This window comes from Castellaniella sp. GW247-6E4, assembly GCF_040276065.1.
GTDB lineage: Bacteria > Pseudomonadota > Gammaproteobacteria > Burkholderiales > Burkholderiaceae_B > Castellaniella.
Map to the genome: position 1 here is coordinate 1 of NZ_JBELOI010000012.1, position 20,142 is coordinate 20,142.

Below are 20,142 nucleotides of genomic sequence, written 5' to 3' on the forward strand. Positions count from 1 at the left end.
CGGTCTCGGTTGATTCGATCACTGCTGACAATGTGATTAATGCCGCAGAGTCTGGCGCGTCGGTGAATGTCACCGGTGCGGTGTCTGGTGAATTCAATGAAGGCGATGTCGTCACTTTGACGGTTGGCAGCACTTCGCGCACTGGTGCGGTAGGTGCCGATGGCACGTGGACGATCGCGGTTGCGGGCTCTGATCTGGCTGCTGCTGATTCTCTGAGTGTGTCGGTCACGACTGCGGATGCTGCAGGCAATAGCATGACAGCCACGATCAGCCACGATTACGCGGTTGACACCACTGCGCCTGAGCTGACTGTTGTGGTTGACCCGATAACCTCTGACAACATCATCAATGCGGCCGAGTCTGGCACATCGGTGAATGTCACAGGCACGGTGACCGGTGAGTTCAATAAAGGTGACGCGATCACCTTGACAGTCAACAGTGCTGAGTACACCGGGGCGGTGGGCGCTGACGGCACGTGGGCGATCGCGGTCGCGGGCTCTGACCTTGCGGCCTCTAGCTCGCTGGGTGTCTCGGTCACGACTGCGGATGCGGCGGGCAATAGCACGACAGCCACGGTCAGCCACGATTACTTGGTGGACACGGCTGCGCCGGAGCTGACGGTCACGATCGACCCTATCAGCGGCGACAACTATCTCGATCGTAGCGAGGCGGCCTCGACCGTCGTGGTCACGGGCCGCTTGAGTGGCGAGATCAATGCCGAGACCTCTGTGCAGATCACGGTGGGTGCGCATGTCTACGCGGCGATTCTTGCGCAGGACGGCAGTTGGTCGGTGTCCGTGCCCGGTGGGCAACTGGCCGGTGTGGGCAGTGTGCAGGCGACGGCGGTGTCCACGGATGCGGCTGGCAATGTGGGCGGTGGGTCGGCGACGCAGGTCTATGAGGTCCAGCCGCCTAACGAGGTTCCGACGGCGACCGGCGGTGTGGTCCAGGGGGTCGAGGACACGGTACTGGTGCTGGGCTGGGATCGGTTCAACGTGAGCGACGATTCGCCCGCGAGCGATCAGGGTCTTGTGATCACCGGTCTGCCGGGTGATGGGGCACTGCAGTTCAACGCGGCGGCGCCTGGCGAGGCGCCGGCATGGACCACGATCGAGCTCTCGAATGGACGCTATGAGGTCTCGCGCGCGGACATTGAGGCCGGGCGCTTGCGCTTTGTGCCGGATGCGCACGAGTCGGGCTGGGATTCCTCGGCGGGCGCTGGCGTGGGCAACAATCAGGCGGATTACGCGCATATCGTATATCGCCCCACGGATGGCGAGCTTGAGGGGTCGGAGGCCACCCTGGTGGTCGACATTGCGCCGGTTGCCGATGCGCCAGTGGTCAGCATCGAGGTCGGGGCGACGGGTGTGGTCCAGGGCGCCGAGGCGAGCTATGTCTTGGGCGGCGGGGTTGTGCTCTCGGTGGCGGACGGGGTATACACGGCGACGGGCCTGAATGGGGGGCAACTGCTGCTGCCGCCGTTTGCGGACCAGAATATCAATCCCAATGATGTGACGCACAAGCAGACGGATATTATCGCGCTGGTGGGGGATTTCGATAGCCTGATGGCCGACGGGCAGGCGCTGCACCTGATCAATGGCGACGTCGGCCGCGATTATGTGTTCCTCAGCAAGGATCATGACCAGTATGCGCTGAGTAACTTGAACACGAACCATGGCCGCCTCGATGTGACGGTAACGGACCTGGCGACGGGCGAGTCGGTGCAACTGGTCAATGTGAAGGGGCTGATCTACGGGGACGGCTACTCTAGCGGCAATATCAGCGTGGATTACCAGGCTGATGGGGCCTACAAGCAGGTGGCGCTGAGCGTGCATGCGGCCTTGGTGGACCAGGACGGCAGCGAGACCTTGTCGGGCGTGACTCTGACCGGAATTCCGGCGGGCGTGACGCTCGAGGGGGCGGTGCTGCTGGCCAACGGGGACTGGTATGTGGCCAATTCCGAGGGCTTGTCGTCGCTGGACCTGTCGCTGACCCTACGGGTGCCGGAGGGCACAGAGGCCTTTACGGTGACGGCATTTGCGGGTTCCACGGAATATGGTATCGCGACAGTGGCGAGCGGCAGCGCCACGGCCGAAATCGACGGCGGCCCCGTCAACGAGGTGCCGACGGCCACCGGCGGCTCGGTCGAGGGTTTGGAGGACACGGCGCTGGTGCTGGGTTGGGATCACTTCAACGTCAGCGACGATTCGCCGGCTGGCGTACAGGGTGTCCTCATCACGGGACTGCCAGCCGATGGGGTGCTGCAGTTCAATACGGCGACGTCGGGCTCGGTGGCGGTGTGGACGCAGGTCGAACTGGTCGACGGCCAGTATCGGGTCTCGCGTGCGGACATCGAGGCGGGTCGTCTGCGGTTCATGCCGGCCGACGATGAGTCGGGCGGCGATGTCTACGGCGGCAGCGGCGTGGGCGATCAGCAGGCTGATTATGCGCAAATCGTGTTCCGGCCGACGGACGGCACGAACACGGGCGATGAGGCCACCTTGCGTGTGGATATCGCGCCCGTAGCCGATGCGCCCGAGGTCAACGTCACTCTGACGCGCACGGAGACGGTCTCTGATAGTGGTGGGGCGGCGTCGGGCTCGGACATTGTTCAGGTCAACGGCGGCAGCGGAGTCGCGGGCGGGTTCGATGTCCAGGACGGGAAGATTGTCAAGATCGGCGATGGGGTCCGGGTATGGCTCACCGAGGGAGATACGGCGCCCGAGGCGGCGAACCCCAGTGACCAGCTCAGGTACTACACTCAGGGCAATCAGGGCGGCGACGCGAGTTACGCCGATATCTATGTGGTCCATTCCCAGAGCGGCTGGTTCTATCGCCAGAGCGATTGGCCGGACGACCGGAAGGAATTGCGCAGGTTGGATTCGGTGGGCGGCAATCGCGAGGAGAACGCCGTCGGCAACAAGGATTACATCTTTGTTCAGCAGGAAGACGGGTATTCGTACAGTGCGACCCATAGCACCAATAACAACAATGCTACCCATGTGAACACTCTTGATGGGGTGCGGGTGGCGTACGCCGGGTCCCACGGCTCAGGGTCGCTGATCGGCCAGGTCAGCAACAGCCTTGAAGGCGTGATCTTCGGCGGGGGTACCCTGTCGCATCTCGCGGATGCCAATGGCACGACGTTCGAGACGGTCTCTCCGACCCCTGCCGTCGAGGTGTCGTATGACCTCGCCATCCAGGTCGCGGTGAGTGATACGGACGGCAGCGAGTTCCTGGGCGACCTGGTGCTGAGCGGCATTCCCGCCGGGGCCACGGTGTCCGTCGCCGGCGATTTGCCGGACGGTTTGAGCCTGGTGCAGGCGGACGATACCTGGGTGCTGCGCTGGGACGAGGATGCCGGCGTCGGGTCGCGGCAGACGGCGGATGTTGTGTTGAAGGTGGCGGATGTGCCTGAAGGGGCGAACTTTACGGGCGTGACGGTGCAGGCCGTTGCGCACGAGGTCAACGGCTCGATGGCGTCGGTGACGGATAGCGCCCTGCTGGATCCGGATGGCGGATCGAACATCCCGGCGGCCGTGGCCGCCCTGGCCGAAGAGCAGCCGGTGGCCGGCGCGGTGCAGGGCGCCGACGAGGGACCCTCTTTGCCCGAGCACGTGCTGATGGGCACGGCCGGCGATGATGTCTTCGAGTGGTCCTTGGGCGATGGCGGCGTCACGCACGATGTGATTCAGGATTTCGGCACGGGCGACAACGGGCGGGGCCATGATGTGCTGGACCTGCGCGACTTGCTGGATGGCGAGCAGAACGGGGACCTGACGCAGTACCTGCACTTCTCGACCGCCGCAAACGATCAGGGGCAGGCCGATACGGTCATCAATGTCCAGACGCAGGGCAGCCTGGCGGCCGATGGCAGCGGCTACAACCATCAGATCACGATCGAGAACGTCGATCTCGTGGGCTCCGTCACCGATCAGGCGCAGTTGATCCAGGGTTTGATCCAGGAGGGCAAGCTGAAGGTCGATCAGTGAGCGAATGCGCGGCGGGCGTTAAGCGCACGCTATGCGGGTGGTCTTCGCCCGCCGTGCGCGTCAGTGTATGCCGTGCACGCGCAGGGCGAGTTGCAGGCGGTCCTGGACGTTCAGTTTTTCGAACGTCGCCGACAGGTGGGCGCGCACGGTGCGCTCGCTGATGCCCAGTGCATCGGCGATGTCCTGATTCGAGCGGCCGTGGGCCGCTTGCCGTGCGACTTCGATTTCGCGCTCGGTCAGGCCTTGCGTCCATTCGCTGTTTGCCGGCAGGCGCCGGCTGATGTCCCTGAGCATGCGCGACACGAGCGAGCGGCCCATCCAGATCCCGCCGGATGCGATGCTCTCGAGCGCGCGGCCGAGGACTTCCGGGGGACTGTAGGCGTGCAGGTAGCCGCAACATCCGGCGGCCAGGGCCTGGGCGGCCTGCTCGTCGTCGGGTCGCGAGCTGGCCACGATGATGCTGGTGTCCCGGCTGAGTTCGCCCCAGGCCGGATCCTCCCAGCCGGGCCGCCGTGGTAGGTGGCTGTCGAGGATGACGAAAGAGCGCTTGGCCGCGCGCCAGCGGGCGAGGTCGTCGAGGGTGGCGCCGCGCGCGGGCATCCAGCGTGTCGGGTCGAGGGCGCGCCAACGATCCCAGAGGTTGACATCGTGTGTCAGCAGCAGGACGGGGTGCGCGGTGTTCGACATCCCTGGGTGCCTTCAGCGCTCGATGAGCGAGTCGGACTTGGCTCGCAGAATGGGTTTGAGCAGATACTGCATCACTGTGCGCTTGCCCGTCAGGATGTAGACCTCGGCCACCATGCCCGGAATGATGGTATTGGCGGGATCGCGCACGTAGTTGCGCGCGGTGCGGATCTTGACGATATAAAAGGCGTTGCCCTTTTCGTCGACGGTCGTGTCGGCGCCGATCTGCTCGACGCGCCCTTCCAGTCCGCCATAGATGGCAAAGTCGTAGGCGGTGAACTTGACCTCGGCCTTTTCACCGTCGCGCAGGAAGCCGATGTCGCGGGGATGGACGCGGACCTCCAGCAGCAGGGTGTCGTCCGTCGGGACGATTTCGAGGATATCCTTGCCGGGCTGCACCACGCCGCCCACGGTGTTATAGGCCAGGGATTTGACCGTGCCCCGGACCGGCGAACGGATGTCCGACAGTTTGACTTTGTCCAGCAGGGCTAGCTGACCCTCGCGCAAGGCCGAGAGCTTGGCCCGGGTATCCGAGAGTTCGCTTCGAGCCTGGTTGCGAATGTTCAGTTCGGCCTCCTCGAGCTTGCTCTTGGCCTCTTGGATCGCCGCCGATAGGCGGTCGATCTGGGCCTCGGCGGCTTTCTGGTCGCCGCAATAGCGGGCGACGTCGCGCTCGAGGCGCAGCAAATCGACCTGTGAGACGGCGCCGGTCTTGAGCAGCGGCCGGGTGACCTGAAGCTCGCGCCCGGTCAGATCGCAACTCGCCTTGGCCTGGTCCCGTTTGGCCCTGGTCTCGCGCAGTTCCTGTTCGCGCTGGTTGAGCTGCTCGCGAGCGATGTTGATGGTCGCCTCCAGCTCGCGAGTCTTGTTCCGCCAGATGCGCATTTCGAGTTCGATGATCTGCGGGGCCTCGCTCTCGACCTGCGGCGGCGCGACAAAGGGCTGCCCAGAGGCCACAGCCTCGAGGCGCGCCGCCTTGGCCGCCAGCGCCAGGGCTTCCGCCCGGTTTTCCCCCAGCGAGGACGAGTAGCGCGTCGGGTCGATGCGCAGCAGCACCTGGCCGGGTTCGACGTGCTGGCCCGGCCGCACCAGGATGTCCTTGACGATGCCGCCATCGAGGCTCTGGATGACCTGGACCTGCTGAGAGGGGACCACCTTGCCTTCCCCCTTCACCATTTCGTCGATCTCGGCCAGCGAGGCCCAGGCGATCAGCGAGCCGATGGCCAGCAAAGCGATCCAGAGCAGCAGGCGCGTGCCCCGGGCCTGATGCTGCCCGGCGGTCCAATAGTCGTCCGGCGAGAAGCCGCCGGTGGGACGGCCGGATGCGCCGCGAATCGAGAAGGCATGCTTGTCGCTCATGCCGCCCTCGTCGCGCGGGTGATGCGGCCTTCGCGCAGGGCGTCGATCACATAATCCCTGGGGCCGTCGGCGACGATCCGGCCCTCGTCGATGATGATGAGGCGGTCGACCAGGCTGAGCATTGCGGTGCGGTGTGTGACGATGATGAGGGTCTTGTCTTTGCAGGTGTCCCCGAGGCGGGCCTTGAGCGCCGCCTCGCTCTGGTTGTCCATGTTGCTGCTGGGCTCGTCCAGCAGCACGATCGGAGGATTGTTGATCAAGGCCCGGGCGATCGCGATGGATTGCCGCTGACCACCCGAGATCGAGTCGCCGCGCTCGCCGATGATCATGTCGTAGCCGTCGGGATGGCGCGCGGCGAACTCGTCGATCCCGGCGAGCGCGGCGGCGGCCAGCATGTCGGCGTCGTCGACGAAGGGCGCCCCCAGGGTCAGGTTGTGTTTCAGTGAACCGTAGAACAGGATCGGGTCCTGTGGCGCGTGGCCGATGGCGCGCCGCAAGTCGATCGGGTCGATCTGGCGGATGTCGATGCCATCGATCAGGACTGCGCCTTCGCTAGGGGTATACAAGCCGAGGATCAGTTTCCCGAGGGTGCTCTTGCCGGATCCGATCCGACCGACGATGCCGATTTTTTCGCCCTCGAGAATCTTGAAGCTGATTTCGCGCAGCGATGACTGGGTGTTCCCGGGATAGCTGAACGAGACGTTGCGGAATTCGATGTCGCCTCGCAGGGCCGGGCGCCCCACGTAGGCTTTGTCGATGGGGTGCTCGACCGGCATGTTCATGTAGTCATCGATCGATCCTAGCGAGGCGCGCGCGTTTTCGTATTGCATCATCAGGCCGGCGACCTGGCCCAGGGGCGAGAGGCAGCGTCCAGCCAGCATGGACGAGGCGATGATGCCGCCCAGCGACAGCAGGCCGTCCTGCAGCAGGTAGACGCCGACGATGATCACCGCAACGCTGACCAGTTGCTGCAGCATCTGCACGAAACCCACGGTGGCCGAGGAAATGAGCTTGATATGCGTTCCCAGGTGCGCCAGGAACCGAGTCGTGTCTTCCCATGAGCGCTGGGCGTGGCTTTGGGCGTTCAGGGCCTTGACGGTTTCCAGGCCGCCGATCGTCTCGACCAGCACGCCGTTGCGCTGCGCGCCGGCCTTGAAGGTTTCGACGACGAGCTTTGCCATGCGCATCTGCGAGATCGCTGATACCCCCAGGGCGAGAATGATGGCGACCGCGGGCGGGAGGACGAGCCAGGGCGAGATCCAGGCCAGGGTGGCGAGAAACAACAGGATGAAAGGCAAGTCGACCAGGGTGGTGAGGCTGGCCGAGGCGATGAAGTCGCGGATGGTCTCGAACGAGCGGACGTTGGAGGCAAAAGAGCCGACGGATATCGGCCGGCTCTCCATGCGCAGGTCGAGGATGCGCTCCATGATCTGCGCCGAGAGCCGGATGTCGATGCGCTTGCTGGCGGTGTCGACCACGTGTGCCCGCGCGGTGCTCAGGATGTAGTTGAAACCCAGCGCCAGTGTGATGCCGGTTACCAGCACCCACAGAGTGGCGATGGCGTTGTTTGGCACCACGCGGTCGTAGACGTTCATGGTGAACAGCGGCATGACGATCGCGAAGATATTGATCAGCAGCGCGGATAGGAGGGCGTCGCGGTAGAGGCGGCGGTTCTCGAGGATCGCGGACCAGAACCAGTGGCTGCCGCGCGATTCGCCGGTCTTCGGGGCCCGCGCGTCGAAGCGGAAGCGCGGCTGGACGAAACAGACGAGGCCCGAGTAGTCGGCGCGCAGCGCTTCGGCAGATACCTTGGCGGCCGTGCCGGTCTCGGGATACTGGACCAGGTAGTGGTCGTCGTGCGCTTCAAGCAGCAGGCAGGCGCGGTCGTTCGCGAGCAGGAGGATGGCGGGCAGCAGGCCCTGTCCGATGGCCTCCAATGGGCGCCGGACCACGCGGGCCGAGCATTGTGCCCGTGCGGCCGCCCGCGGCAGCAGGGCGGGGGTGAGCCGGTTGCCGACGAGCGGCAGGCCGCTGGAGAGTGCCTGCGCGGTGCACGGGTTGCCGTGCAGGTGCGCCAGATCGACGAGACAGCCGAGCAGCGGGTCGTCGTGCGTGGTGTGGGGCGGTAGCCGCCAGGCGGAGCCGGCCGCCGCGGATGTCGCTTCAGAGGGTGGTGTGATCGTCATCGAGCAGGTCCAGTGCATCGCGCAAGCGTTGTCGCGCCCGTTTGCGTTGGCTGAGTTTGCGGATCGCCTCGGGGGGCAGGTCCGTGAGCCGGAGCGTGCCGTTGGCCAGCAGCGCGTCGATCAGATCCTCGAGCACGCGGATGAAGTCCACGTCCAGGGCTGAGAGTGACTGCTGGTCGTGTTCGCGTTCATGTTCGTCCATGATTCCCTCGAGGCTCAGCGGTGAGTCGGAACCGCCGGCGGATCGCCGCCGGGTGTGCCGGTGCTCGGCGACAGCGTGGGTGGTGCCATCCCCTTGTGGTAGGTGATGGCCATGGGCTGCAGGCTGCGGGTGTCGGGTGCCGGCGCGGCGCAGGCGGCGAGTGTCTCGCGGCTCAGCGCCAGAGCGCCGGCCTCGTCCGGGGCTTGGGCATTGGGCGGCGCGATGTCCAGCGCCGCGAGGACGCGGTGTGCCAGCGCCAGCCAGCGATATTGCTGCTGCACCAGATCGAATTCGCCGTTGAGGTGTGCGCGGCGGGCCTCGAAGAGCTCATTGGAGGTGTCGAGCAAGTCCAGCAGCGAGCGTTGGCCGATCCGGAATTGCTCTTCGGCGGCGATGCTGACCTTGTTCATGGCCTGCTCGCGCTGGCGCAGGAACGGCAATTGCTCCTGCAGCCGTGTCATATTGCTCCAGGTCAGCGCAAGCTCCTGCTGGGCGTTGCGGCAGGTGTAGTCGCGCACGTCGCGCGCCGCATAGCGGTCGGCCGCGCTCTGGCGCAGGCGCGCGGCGTCGGCCCCGCCGCGGTACAGGTTGTACGAAAGCACGACCGCGACGCTGGAGCTGTGCAGATTGCGTGAGCTGTCGTCGGGCAGGGTGGTATCCACGCCGGTGCCGGCGCGTAACTGGATGGTGGGCGCGAAGCGGCCGCGGGCGGCGTCGCGCGCGGCGTCGGCGGCCAGCAACAGCGCCTGCTTGGACAGGATGCCGGGACTGCTCGCCAGCGCGGGCAGGAAGTCGGTCGGCCGGACGGGAATCTGCGCAGTCACGTCGGGCGCTTGCGCCAGGCGCTCGGGGGGGGCCTCGCCGGCGATGCGCCGGTAGCGCTGTTCGACCGAGATCAGGTTGTTGGATTCGGTGATCAGGTTGGTCTGGGCGAGCGCGAGGCGGCTGACGGCTTGTTCGTAATCCACGCCGCGACCCACGCCCGAGCTTTCCCGCTCGGCGAGCAATTTCAGGGTGTGCTCGTGGATCCTGTAGTTGTCCTTGGCCAGCGCGATCATCTGGCGATAGCGCTGGAGGTCGAGGTAGGCGTTGATGGCGTCCGCCGCCAGGGTATCCGTGGTGGCCAGCAGCTCGTAGTACTTGGAAACTTTCTCGAGGCCGAGCTTGCGCACGCTGTTGATAGACGTGAAACCGTCATACAGCAGTTGCGTCAGTTGCAGCGAATAGGCGTTGCGGTGCCAGTCCGACGGGGGCGCGCCCGGCGTGTCGCCGCGCCATTCGTGGCCGGTCTGGCCCTGGAGTTGGATCTCGGGCCGCAGCGCGCCGCGGGTGATGTTCTGGCCTTCGAGCGCGGATTGGAAGGCCTGGAACTGGGCGAGAATTTCCGGGTTGGTGACGATGGATTTTTCGACGACTTCGCGCAACGTCGTGCCGGAGGCGGGCGGAAACTGGGCGGCGCCCACCCAGCCGCAGACCGCCACGCCGATCAACGCGGTCGGCAGGAGGAGGCTGGCGCGCCAGCGGTGTGGCGGGCGGGGGGATGTCTGGAGGTAGGTGCAAGCGATCGGGGGTTTGTCAGCCGATCGCCTTGCATCTGGTCGAAACTGCATGCCTACGATGTCGTCATATATGGCACGGCGGAGCTACAGGTTTCTGGCCTTGTATTCTTGGGGCATGACCGTGCATCTGGGCCGGTGCGCCGTGGTGCGCCGCTTTGGGAAGCCATTCTGGCGTGGATTCATCGGCACTGCCGGATGCAGGTGGAATTATCCATGAAACTCATGGAATTCACAAATGTTTACCATAGTATTTCCAAACATTCCAAAGACAGGCCGGCCTGGCGGCGAGTCATGGGGACAGCCAGCTCCGGATCGCGTCGCTGACAGTACCAGAAACTCCGGGTCTGCTCGCTGGCTCACCTGAGCGCCGCATGAAAGCGCGCCACGTACTGCTCGAATGTCTCGGTGTCGCTCGCCTCGAGGGCGGCCTGCTCGTCGATCGAGCGGCGGGCCGCCTCGTCGTAGTCCGCCACGGATGCCGGGGCGAGGGCGCGCGCCTTGAGGGCTGCCCAGTGAGCCTGGCTTTGGCGTAAGGTCCAGTCGTGGAATTCGGCGCCGTTGTCGCGCAGTTGGGCGAGCAGGTGGGCCGAAGGGGTCGCCTCGGGGTCGAGGAGCTTGGCGCGTTGCGTCTCGAGCGCCGTTGCGTGGACGTCGCCGCCCAGCGCCTGGTCGAGCAAGGCGGCATAGGGCTGCACGTGGTCCAGGATTTCAAGCCCCCAGTCGCGCAGCGGCGCCTCGCGTCCACCGCGCGCCAGGGCCAGGCCGGGGCGGCGCCCCTCACGCGCGACGAGGGCAAAGTTGCCTTGGCTTTCCTGGCAGAAACCAGGGGGCGGGAACAGCGGGCTGTCCTCGACGGCGCAGTGGAGCAGGAAGGCGTCGAGGAACCGGCTGGTCTGGACGTCGATGCCTGCAGGCGCTTGTGGGTCGATGTCCATGCAGCGCACCTCGATGTACTGGATGCCGCGTTGGCGCAGTGCCGTGATGGGGCGTTCGCAGCGGCCCGTGATCTGCTTGGGCCGGATGCTCGAGTAGTACTCGTTCTCGATCTGGAGGATGTTGGTGTTCAACTGGATCCAGCGCCCGTCGCGGTGCGTGCCCAGGGCCTCGTAGGCCGGCCAGGGGGTGGTGACCGCGGCGTGGATCCGCGCCGAGAAGGTGTCCAGGTCGTTGTAGCAGAGGGCGAGGTCGGACTGGATGGGATTCTTGTAGCCCAAGTCGCTCATGCGCAGGCTGGTGGCCCAGGGCAGGATGCGGGTGTCGGGGCCGAGGGCCTGGAACTGGCGCTCGATCCCCGAGCGCTGAAGGAAGCTGCGCGAGACGGCCGGCGAGGCGCCAAACAGGTACATCAGCAGCCAGGCTTGGCGCATGAAGTTGCGGATCAGGGCCATATAGCCCGAGTTGCGTTGCTCTGTCGGGGTGTCGCCCTCGGCCCCGAGCACCTCCCAAGCCGCCTCGGGCAGTGAAAGGTTATAGTGCACGCCGGCGATGCACTGCATGACCTTGCCATAGCGCCAGGACAAGCCTTCACGGTATACGTGCTTGAGCATTCCTGTATTCGAGGTGCCGTACCAGCCGACCGGAATGTCGGCCTCGACCGGCAGGTGCGCGGGCATGGATTGGTTCCAGACGGCTTCGTCGGGATTGCGCAGCGCCACGAAGGCGTGCGTGTCCAGCAGCTCGTCGATCAGGGACTGTGCGTCCGTGTGTGTCCCGGTGATCAGCTCCAGCAGGGCCTCGGAATAGTCGGTGGTGATGCGGGGATTGGCCAGAGCCGATCCCAGCGCGCTGGGGTGCGGCGTGTTGGCAAGCAGACCCTTGTCATCGACCCGCAGGCCTTCCTTTTCGATGCCGCGCAAAATGCCCCGCAGTAGATCGGGCCGTGCGGCCAGGCGTGCACGCCGTTCGGTGGCGTTGGTCATGATGGAATCGGGTTGATGTCGAGGGCGCTCATTTTAACCGAGGTCGTACAATGCACGGTTGGCTTGCTCTGGAGAGGGGGCATCTTGGTTCGATGGATGTTGGCTGCGGCATGCGCTCTGGCGCTGACGGGGTGTTCGCCCGAATTTGATTGGCGCTCGGTCCAGGTCGCCGATGGCGTGATCACCGGGGTCCTGCCGGCGCGACCCCGGTCCGAGACTCGGGAGGTGAACTTTGACGGGCATCCCCTGAATCTGACGATGACGATGGCGCAGGCCGGTTCGGTGCTGTTCGCTCTGGGCCATGCGCCCTTGCCGGACGCTTTGCGCGCGGATTCGCAGGCGGCCGAGGCGCTGGCTCGCGGCGTCATCTTGTCGTTTTACGCCAGTCTGGGCGTGCCGCCGCCCGAGCCGCCGCCCGCACCGGGCGAGCGCTTCGTCATCGAGGGCGGGGCGCCGGGGCAATCCGTCCGGCTCGAGGCGCTGGTGACCTTCAGCACGCGGGATTTGCTCGAGGCAGTGGTGACTGCCGAGCCAGCCGCCTTTGATCGGGCGCCTGTGAGGGATTTCTGGCTGGGTTTGCGAATGCCGTCCGGCGCACGCTGATCAGCCCACCCTGCAAGGCCGTCGTGATCGCGGCCTGCCGCGTCCGTACGGCGAGCTTGGTGCAGGTATTGGAGATGTGAAAGTTGACGGTGCGCTCGGCGATGCCCAGGATCCGGCCGATCTCCCAACTGGTTTTGCCTTGGGCCGCCCAGAGCAGGCATTCCCGTTCGCGGGCAGTCAACGGTTTCATGGTGCTCATCCTCCTGTGAATCTCTTTTTTATCCGAAAACGTTAGCAAAAGTATCAGCTTCGTTCGAAGGGGTAAACCCACAGGTGCCGCATCCTTGATTCAGGTTCAGGTCGAAGGCCGAATTGTGGGGCCTGCGGCAGCGGGTGCTAGAATGGTCCCACGAATTTGCGCCGATTTGCCTGATCCGCTTGCGGGCGCTCCATAAATCCAGCTAAAGAGGTCCCATGACCGTTATTCCCGTGACTTCCGCCCCCGCCGTGCGCGCCGAGGTGCCCGCAGGCAGCGTGGGCTACGTATCCCCTGAGTACCTCTCTTTTGGCGAGCCCCTCGCCCTGTCCAGCGGTCAGATCCTGCCCGCCTACACTCTGGCGGTCGAGACGTATGGCGTGCTGAACGCCGAACGCAGCAACGCGGTCCTGATCTGCCATGCCCTGAACGCGTCGCACCACGTGGCCGGGATGGATGCCGACCAGCCCGACAGCGTGGGCTGGTGGGACAATATGGTGGGCCCGGGCAAGGCCGTGGATACCGACAGGTTCTTTGTGATCGGTGTCAACAACATTGGATCGTGCTTTGGCTCGACCGGCCCGGTCAGCATCAATCCCGAGACCGGCGAGCCCTGGGGAGCCTCCTTTCCCCTGTTGACCGTCGAGGACTGGGTGCGCGCGCAGGCGCGGGTGGCCGATCATTTCGGCATCGAAAAGCTCGCGGTCGTGATGGGCGGGTCGCTCGGGGGGATGCAGGCGCTGAGCTGGTCGATCACCTGTCCGGAGCGCGTCGGCCACTGTATCGTGATCGCCAGCACGGCCCGCCTGAGCGCCCAGAATATTGCGTTCAACGAGGTGGCCCGGCGGGCCATCATCACTGATCCCGATTTCCGGGGCGGCCACTATTACGCGCATGGCGTGGTGCCGGCGCACGGCCTGTCGGTCGCCCGGATGGTGGGACACATCACCTATCAGTCCGACGAGGTGATGGCCGAGAAGTTCGGCCGCGCCCAGCGCGCGCCGGGCCCCGGCGGCCAGTTCCACTACAACTACGATGTCGAGTTCGAGGTCGAGTCCTATCTGCGCTATCAGGGCGAGAAGTTCTCGCGCTATTTCGATGCGAACACCTATCTGCTGTTGACGCGCGCGCTGGATTATTTCGATCCGGCGCGCGATCACGGCGGCGACCTGGCAGAAGCGCTGGCGCCGGCGCAGGCGCGCTTTCTGCTGGTGTCGTTCTCGACGGATTGGCGTTTTGCCCCCGAGCATTCCCGCGAGATCGTGCGCGCGCTGCTCAAGAATCGCCACGAGGTGACCTACGCCGAGATCGACGCGCCGCATGGCCACGACGCCTTTTTACTCGAGGATCGCCGCTATCACGCGATCGTGCAAGGCTATATCGACGGCATCGCCGATCGCCTGGGGCTCCCGGCGCGCGAGCGCACGACGGGGGTACTGGCATGAGCATGCTCCATCGCGGATCGGGCCCGGCGCCGCGCGCCGACCTGTTGCGCATCGCGGACTGGATTGAGCCGGGCAGCCGGGTGCTCGACCTGGGGTGCGCCGATGGCACCTTGCTGGCCCATCTGCAGGGCACCCGGCAGGTGCGCGGCGCGGGGGTCGAACTGGATGACGACAGCGTGATCGCCGCAGTGCGCCGCGGCGTGCAGGTGATCCAGCAAAATCTTGAAGAAGGCCTGGCGCTATTTGGCGACGGGCAGTTCGACACGGTCGTCCTGTCGCAGACTCTGCAGTCCATGCACCATACCGAGCATATCCTGCACGAAATGGCCCGGGTGGCCCGCTATGGCATCGTGTCGTTTCCCAATTTCGGGTATTGGCCACATGGCTGGTCGATCCTGTGCGGACGCATGCCCGTGACCGGCCAGATGCCCTACGAGTGGTACAACACGCCGAACATCCACCTGTGCACCCTGCAGGACTTCCAGCGCCTGGCCGCGAAACTGGGCCTGCGCATCACGCATCTGGCAACGTTCCATGGCCAGCGCGAGATCCGCTTTCTCCAGGGATGGCGCAGCACGCTGGCGGTGTATCGCTTCGAGTCGCCCAATCCACGGACGGGCGCGTGAGCGAGGGCTGGCGCGTCTATGCCAGCCGGCGGGTCGCGCCGCTGCTGGTCTTGGGATTCGCCAGCGGCCTGCCCCTGGCCCTGACCGGCGGCACTCTGCAGGCCTGGGCCACGGTCGAGCAGGTGTCCCTGCAGCAGATCGGTTTTCTGACACTGGTGGGTTCGGCCTATACCCTGAAGTTTCTGTGGGCCCCCCTGGTCGACCGCTATGCGCCGCCCTGGCTGGGGCGGCGACGCGGCTGGGTGTTCCTGACCCAGATCCTGCTTGCCCTGTCGATCGCCGCGATGGGTTTTTTCGCGCCGGGTGGGCATCTGGGCCTGCTGGCGCTGTTGGCGGTCTGGGTGGCCTTTCTGTCGGCGACCCAGGATATCGCCTTCGATGCTTACAGCACGGACGTCCTGCACAGGGATGAGCGCGCGGCGGGCGCGGCCCTCAAAGTCCTGGGCTACCGGTTGGCGATGATCGTCTCGGGCGGGCTGGCGCTGATCCTGGCGGATCAGTGGCTGGGTTGGCGCGGCATGTATATCGCCATGGGAGGCGTGATGGCGGCCTGTTCGCTGTCCACGCTGGTCGCGCCCGAGCCCGAGCGGGTGGCGGCGTCGCCACGCACCCTGCGCCTGGCGGTGGTCGAGCCGCTGCGCGAGTTCTTTCTGCGGCCCGAAGCCCTGTCGATTTTGCTGCTCATCGTCCTGTACAAGCTCGGCGACGCGTTTGCCGGTGCTTTGTCGACGACCTTTTTGCTGCGCGGTGCCGGCTTCGATGTCACTGAGGTCGGCATGGTCAACAAAGTCTTCGGGCTGGCGGCCACGATCGTGGGCGCCCTGCTGGGCGGTGGACTGATGACGCGCCTGGGCCTGTATCGCTCGTTGATGCTGTTCGGCATCCTGCAGGCGGTGTCGAATTTCGGGTACTGGGTTCTGGCGGTCACGCCGGCGCACCTGTATTCGATGGCTGTCGTCGTGGCCGTCGAGAATCTCTGCGGCGGCCTGGGCACGGCGGCGTTCGTCGCGCTGCTGATGGGCCTGTGCCGGCAGCAGTTCTCGGCCACCCAGTTCGCTCTGCTGTCGGCCTTGTCGGCGGTGGGCCGCACCTATCTGGCCGGCCCGCTGACGCCGGTGCTGGTCGAGCGCTATGACTGGCCGCTGTTTTTCGTGCTGACCGTGCTGATCGCATTGCCCGGCCTGGTGCTGTTGTGGGCGCTGCGCCGCGAGGTCCGCGCTCTGGATGCGCCGGAAGCGGGCTGATGGCGCAGATGGGCGCAAGCGCCGGCACGCCCTGGGCTCGGTACGGGGTCGGGCCTTCAGACGGGCGCGGAGGATCCGGACGGGGTGTGCAGTCCGGCGTCGGTCATGAAGGCGCGTGGGGTCAGGCCGGTCGATTCCCGGAATGCGGCAATGAAGGACGACAGGCTGTCATAGCCACAGGCCAGGGCCACGTCGGTGATGCGGTCGCCGCGCTCGAGCAGCGGCAGGGCGTGGACCAGGCGGGCGCGCTGGCGCCACATGCGGAATCCCAGGCCGGTTTGCCGCATGAACAGCCGCGTCAGGGTTTTGTCGGAAACCCCCAGGCGGCGGCTGTAATCCGTCAGGGACAGCGCCTCGTCGGGATGGCGATGCAGGTGTTCGCAGATGGAGTGCAGGCGAGGGTCCGAGGGCCAGGGCAGGATCAGCCCGGCCTCGGGCGCCTGTGCCAGCCGATCAAGCATGACCTGGACGAGGCGCCCTTGGGCGCCGGCCTCGTCGTATTCGATGGGGAGGGTGCTGAAGCTGCGGATGAGCTCGTGCAACAGGGGGTCGATGACGAGGATGCGGCAGTCGGACCAGTGCAGCGGCAGCGCCTGGGCATCCAGATACAGGCTGCGGATGACGGTCCGGGGAGTGGTGCGCACCCTGTGTTCGATACCCGGTGGAATCCAGATGGCTCGGTGGGGCAGGGCCACGAAACGGGCATGCGCCGTCCAGACTTCAAGGTATCCTTGGATGGCATAGGACAACTGCGCCCACGTGTGCTTGTGGCGGCGCGGGATAATCATGTTGGGTTGGCTCAGGATGTGGCCGTACACTCGCCGGGGCAGCTTGCGCAGCAACTGCCGCAACCCCGGGAGGGGGCCCCTGGTGTCCGTTGGCGAATATTTCATATCCTTTTACGGCCAAACATTGGCTTCCATCCAGTTTAATCTACTCCTCGAGAGCCCCGGACCGCCGGAGCATTTCAAACCATGTTGTCGAAATTACGTCTGCTGTTCGATCGTTTCACGCTCATCCTGATCGTCGTCGTCATCGCCGCTTCGGTGGTTCCGGCGCATGGACTGGGTGCGGTGTTCTTTGAATGGCTCACGACCGCGGCGATCGCCTTGCTGTTCTTCCTGCATGGCGCCAAGCTTTCGCGCGAGGCGATCATTGCGGGGGCCATGCACTGGCGCCTGCACGGCGTGGTGTTCCTCTGGACATTCGTGATTTTTCCAATTCTGGGATGGATGCTCCGGCCGGTTCTTTTGCCCTTGCTGGGCGAACCCCTCTACATCGGCGTCGTCTACCTGTGCGTGCTGCCGGGCACCGTTCAGTCGGCCATCGCATTCACCTCCATCGCCCGCGGCAATGTGCCGGCGGCGGTCTGCGCGGCCTCGGCGTCGAGCATCGTCGGCATCGTCATCACCCCGCTGCTGCTGCAGTTCATGCTGAGTGCCGACACGCAGGCGCTGGGCAATTCCTCGCTGCTGGGCGCCATCCTCAAGATCAGCATCCAAATCCTGCTGCCTTTCGTCCTGGGGCACTGGATGCGTCCGGTGATCGGTCCCTGGATGGCAAAGCACCGCAAGCTCGTGGTCGGCGTCGACCAGGGCTCGATCCTGCTGGTTGTCTACACGGCGTTCAGCGAGTCGGTCATCAGCGGCCTGTGGCAGACCGTGCCGCCGGATGCCCTGCTCATGCTCTTTGTCGTGTGCTGCGCGCTGCTGGCGCTGGTGCTGATATTGAATACTTGGAGCACGCGCCGGTTGGGATTCAGGCGCGCCGACGAGATCACCATCGTGTTCTGCGGTTCAAAGAAAAGCATGGCGACCGGGGTGCCGATGGCGCAGGTGCTCTTTAGCGCCGCGGCGATCGGGCCGGTCCTGCTGCCCTTGATGATTTTTCACCAGATCCAGCTCATGGTTTGCGCCGTGCTGGCACAGCACTATCTGCGCTCCGCGCCGGATGCGTCGCCCGCAAGGCAGGCGGCGGTCTGAACTGGGCTCAGGGCGCGGTCTCGATCCGGTTGCGACCGTTGCGTTTGGCGCGGTAGAGCGCGCGGTCGCTGCGGATCAACGACGCTTCCGCCGATCCGTCGACGGCGTGCATGAGGGTGATGCCGATGCTCAGCGCCAGTGCGGCGCGTTCCCCCGATTCGACGACAAAGGGCGTGGCGGCCAGTTGGTGTTGCAGGCGGCGCGCGAAGGTTATGGCGCTCGTCATGCTGGTGCCGCGCAGCATGACGGCGAATTCCTCGCCGCCCATGCGCCCGACCAGATCGGCGGCGCGCAGCTCGCTGCGCAGGATCGAAGCGAAATGGCGCAGCGCCGCGTCTCCCGCGGCGTGTCCCCACCGATCATTGATTTGCTTGAAATGATCCAGGTCGCACATCAGGAGGGCGACGCAGTCGTCGCTGTCCCGCTGGGCAAGCCGGTCAAGGACGGTCTGGACCTGAGCCATGAAGTGGCGTCGGTTGGGCAGCAGGGTCAGGCCGTCCGTCGTTGCGGACTCGCGCAGTTCCGCCTCGATGCGCTTGTGCTCGGTCGCGTCGGTGATGAAGCCGTGCCACAACGTGCCGCCATCGGCCGTGCGCTGCGGCCGCGCGTCGGCCTGACGCCAGCATAGGCCCTGGCGGGGTAGGCAGACGCGGTATTCGAGATGCCAGGGCGTGAGGGCCGCGGCGCAGGTCCGCAGCGATTCATGATATTGCGGCAGGTCCTCCGGGTGGATCAACGCATCCAGGATCCGCGCGTCGGCGGCCAGCGCCCAGGGCTCCAGCTCGTAGATCTCGCGCGCGCCCGCGCTGGCATAAGAGAAGCGCGCCGGGCCATCCGGCGGCATCCTGTACTGGAAGACCAGGCCGGGCACCTCGTTGGTGAGGTTCGTGATGAGGTCGGCGGTCTCGCGCAACTGATCGGACACCGTGCGCAGCGCCGTGATGTCGGTCGTGGTGCCGATCATCCGCAGGGGCGCGCCCCGCGCGTCGCGGCTGACGACTCTGCCCCGGCTGTGCACCCATTTGTAGCTGCCGTCCTTGCAGCGGATACGGTGCTCGACCTCGTAGGCGTCGGTGCGCCCATCGAAGTGGGCCTGGATCGTGGCCTTGACGTATTCCAGATCGTCAGGATGGACGCGCAGGTAGCTGTCGCCGATCTCATCGCCGATCTCGTGTTCAGCGTACCCGAGAATGGCCTTCCATCCGGCCGAGTAGCGAATCTTGCCGGCGGGCACGTCGCGATCCCAGATGCCGGTGCCGCTCTCGGCGATCGCCATCGACAGCGTTTGCTGCGATTCGCTCGTCAATGCATCGACCCTATAAGGTCCAGTCATACTCGATGGTCAGGGGTGCGTGGTCGCTGAACCGTTCGTCCTTGTAGATCGAGGCCGACCGGGCCCGAGCCGCGATGCCTGGCGTGGCGATCTGGTAATCGATCCGCCACCCGACGTTTTTGGCCCAGGCCTGGCCGCGGTTGCTCCACCAAGTGTAAGCTTCCTCGCCGGCTTCGGGATACAGGCGGCGGTACACGTCCACCCAGCCCATGTCGCCGAGCACTTTGCTGAGCCAGGCGCGTTCCTCGGGCAGGAAGCCGCTGTTCTTGAGGTTGCCCTTCCAGTTTTTGAGGTCAATTTCCTTGTGGGCGATATTCCAGTCGCCGCACAGGATGAACTCGCGCCCGCTCTGGCGATGTTCGTCCATCAGGCCCGCCAGCCAGCCTTCGTAATGGTCGAGGAACCGGTATTTGGCGCTCTGCCGCTCGTCCCCGCTGGATCCGGAGGGTAGATAGGTGCTGACGATGCTCAGGCCGGGCCAGTCGGCGCGCAGGATGCGGCCCTCGGCATCAAATTCCGGGCAGCCCATGCCCGGAGTGACGGCCTCGGCATCCCGCGCAAGATACAGGCCCACGCCGCTGTAGCCTTTCTTTTCGGCGTGGTGGAAATGGCCGCTGTAGCCTTCCGGGTGCCGCAGGTCCTCGGCGAGGTCGCTGTCCTGGATCTTGATTTCCTGTAAGCAGGCCGCATCGGGGCGGGTCTGCGCCAGCCATGGGCCCAGACCCTTGCGAAAGGCCGAGCGGATGCCGTTGACGTTCAGGGAGGTGATGCGCAGCACATGGGGCTCCTCGAGTTGGTTCAATCTTGAACTT

The 20,142-nt window shown here is 65.5% G+C and carries 16 protein-coding genes and 1 pseudogene; 7 read left to right on the top strand and 10 right to left on the bottom strand.

Going from position 1 to position 20,142, the window contains the following annotated elements:
* Positions 1–62: 62 nt before the first annotated feature.
* Positions 63–194: pseudogene (locus tag ABS761_RS14030) on the top strand (hypothetical protein); the annotation flags it as partial.
* Between the two features lie 60 nt (positions 195–254).
* On the top strand, positions 255–3,992 hold the full coding sequence (locus ABS761_RS14035) for an Ig-like domain-containing protein (RefSeq protein WP_350409062.1): 3,738 nt from the start codon (positions 255–257) through the stop codon (positions 3,990–3,992).
* Positions 3,993–4,052: 60 nt separating this feature from the next.
* Here ABS761_RS14035 and ABS761_RS14040 read toward each other — a convergent pair whose 3' ends face one another.
* The 6 genes from ABS761_RS14040 to gshA form a co-directional block, all read right to left on the bottom strand.
* On the bottom strand, positions 4,053–4,679 hold the full coding sequence (locus tag ABS761_RS14040; protein WP_350408962.1) for a response regulator transcription factor: 627 nt from the start codon (positions 4,677–4,679) through the stop codon (positions 4,053–4,055).
* A gap of 12 nt (positions 4,680–4,691) precedes the next feature.
* Positions 4,692–6,035, bottom strand: a complete 1,344-nt coding sequence (locus tag ABS761_RS14045) for an HlyD family type I secretion periplasmic adaptor subunit (protein WP_350408963.1) — start codon at positions 6,033–6,035, stop codon at positions 4,692–4,694.
* On the bottom strand, positions 6,032–8,221 hold the full coding sequence (locus ABS761_RS14050; protein ID WP_350408964.1) for a type I secretion system permease/ATPase: 2,190 nt from the start codon (positions 8,219–8,221) through the stop codon (positions 6,032–6,034). Before ABS761_RS14050 ends, ABS761_RS14045 begins: the two co-directional genes overlap by 4 nt.
* Positions 8,199–8,423 carry a hypothetical protein gene (locus tag ABS761_RS14055; protein ID WP_350408965.1) on the bottom strand — a complete coding sequence of 75 codons (225 nt, stop codon included), beginning with the start codon at positions 8,421–8,423 and terminating at the stop codon, positions 8,199–8,201. Before ABS761_RS14055 ends, ABS761_RS14050 begins: the two co-directional genes overlap by 23 nt.
* A 14-nt stretch (positions 8,424–8,437) precedes the next feature.
* The gene (locus ABS761_RS14060) at positions 8,438–10,033 is read right to left on the bottom strand and encodes a TolC family outer membrane protein (protein WP_350408966.1); all 1,596 of its coding nucleotides are present in this window, start codon (positions 10,031–10,033) and stop codon (positions 8,438–8,440) included.
* A 305-nt stretch (positions 10,034–10,338) separates the two neighbouring features.
* Entirely contained in the window at positions 10,339–11,901 is a 1,563-nt protein-coding gene (gene gshA, locus ABS761_RS14065; RefSeq protein WP_350408967.1) for a glutamate--cysteine ligase, read from the bottom strand.
* A gap of 96 nt (positions 11,902–11,997) precedes the next feature.
* Here gshA and ABS761_RS14070 point away from each other — a divergent pair, with 96 nt between their 5' ends.
* Positions 11,998–12,504 (top strand): hypothetical protein, encoded by a 507-nt coding sequence (locus tag ABS761_RS14070; protein WP_350408968.1) that lies wholly within the window; start codon positions 11,998–12,000, stop codon positions 12,502–12,504.
* Here ABS761_RS14070 and ABS761_RS14075 read toward each other — a convergent pair.
* The gene (locus tag ABS761_RS14075; RefSeq protein WP_350409063.1) at positions 12,392–12,703 is read right to left on the bottom strand and encodes a helix-turn-helix domain-containing protein; all 312 of its coding nucleotides are present in this window, start codon (positions 12,701–12,703) and stop codon (positions 12,392–12,394) included. The two genes, ABS761_RS14070 and ABS761_RS14075, sit on opposite strands and share 113 nt — an antisense overlap.
* A 215-nt stretch (positions 12,704–12,918) precedes the next feature.
* Here ABS761_RS14075 and metX point away from each other — a divergent pair, with 215 nt between their 5' ends.
* From metX to ABS761_RS14090, 3 genes are read left to right on the top strand one after another with little or no spacing between them, the layout of a single operon-like run.
* The gene (gene metX / locus ABS761_RS14080; RefSeq protein WP_350408969.1) at positions 12,919–14,145 is read left to right on the top strand and encodes a homoserine O-succinyltransferase MetX; all 1,227 of its coding nucleotides are present in this window, start codon (positions 12,919–12,921) and stop codon (positions 14,143–14,145) included.
* Positions 14,142–14,771, top strand: coding sequence for a methionine biosynthesis protein MetW (gene metW / locus ABS761_RS14085; protein WP_350408970.1), 630 nt, complete (start codon positions 14,142–14,144; stop codon positions 14,769–14,771). Before metX ends, metW begins: the two co-directional genes overlap by 4 nt.
* Positions 14,768–16,015, top strand: a complete 1,248-nt coding sequence (locus tag ABS761_RS14090; protein WP_350408971.1) for a muropeptide transporter — start codon at positions 14,768–14,770, stop codon at positions 16,013–16,015. The genes metW and ABS761_RS14090 overlap by 4 nt, the downstream gene beginning before the upstream one ends.
* A 56-nt stretch (positions 16,016–16,071) precedes the next feature.
* On the opposite strand, the gene ABS761_RS14095 is transcribed toward ABS761_RS14090, so the two are convergent.
* Positions 16,072–16,908: an AraC family transcriptional regulator gene (locus ABS761_RS14095; RefSeq protein ID WP_350408972.1), complete on the bottom strand. Its 837-nt coding sequence runs from the start codon at positions 16,906–16,908 to the stop codon at positions 16,072–16,074.
* Positions 16,909–16,992: 84 nt separating this feature from the next.
* Here ABS761_RS14095 and ABS761_RS14100 point away from each other — a divergent pair, with 84 nt between their 5' ends.
* Positions 16,993–17,997, top strand: a complete 1,005-nt coding sequence (locus ABS761_RS14100; RefSeq protein ID WP_350409064.1) for a bile acid:sodium symporter family protein — start codon at positions 16,993–16,995, stop codon at positions 17,995–17,997.
* 7 nt (positions 17,998–18,004) lie between these two features.
* Here ABS761_RS14100 and ABS761_RS14105 read toward each other — a convergent pair whose 3' ends face one another.
* Entirely contained in the window at positions 18,005–19,330 is a 1,326-nt protein-coding gene (locus ABS761_RS14105) for a sensor domain-containing diguanylate cyclase (protein WP_350408973.1), read from the bottom strand.
* On the bottom strand, positions 19,314–20,108 hold the full coding sequence (locus ABS761_RS14110) for an exodeoxyribonuclease III (protein WP_350408974.1): 795 nt from the start codon (positions 20,106–20,108) through the stop codon (positions 19,314–19,316). Before ABS761_RS14110 ends, ABS761_RS14105 begins: the two co-directional genes overlap by 17 nt.
* Positions 20,109–20,142: the final 34 nt, after the last annotated feature.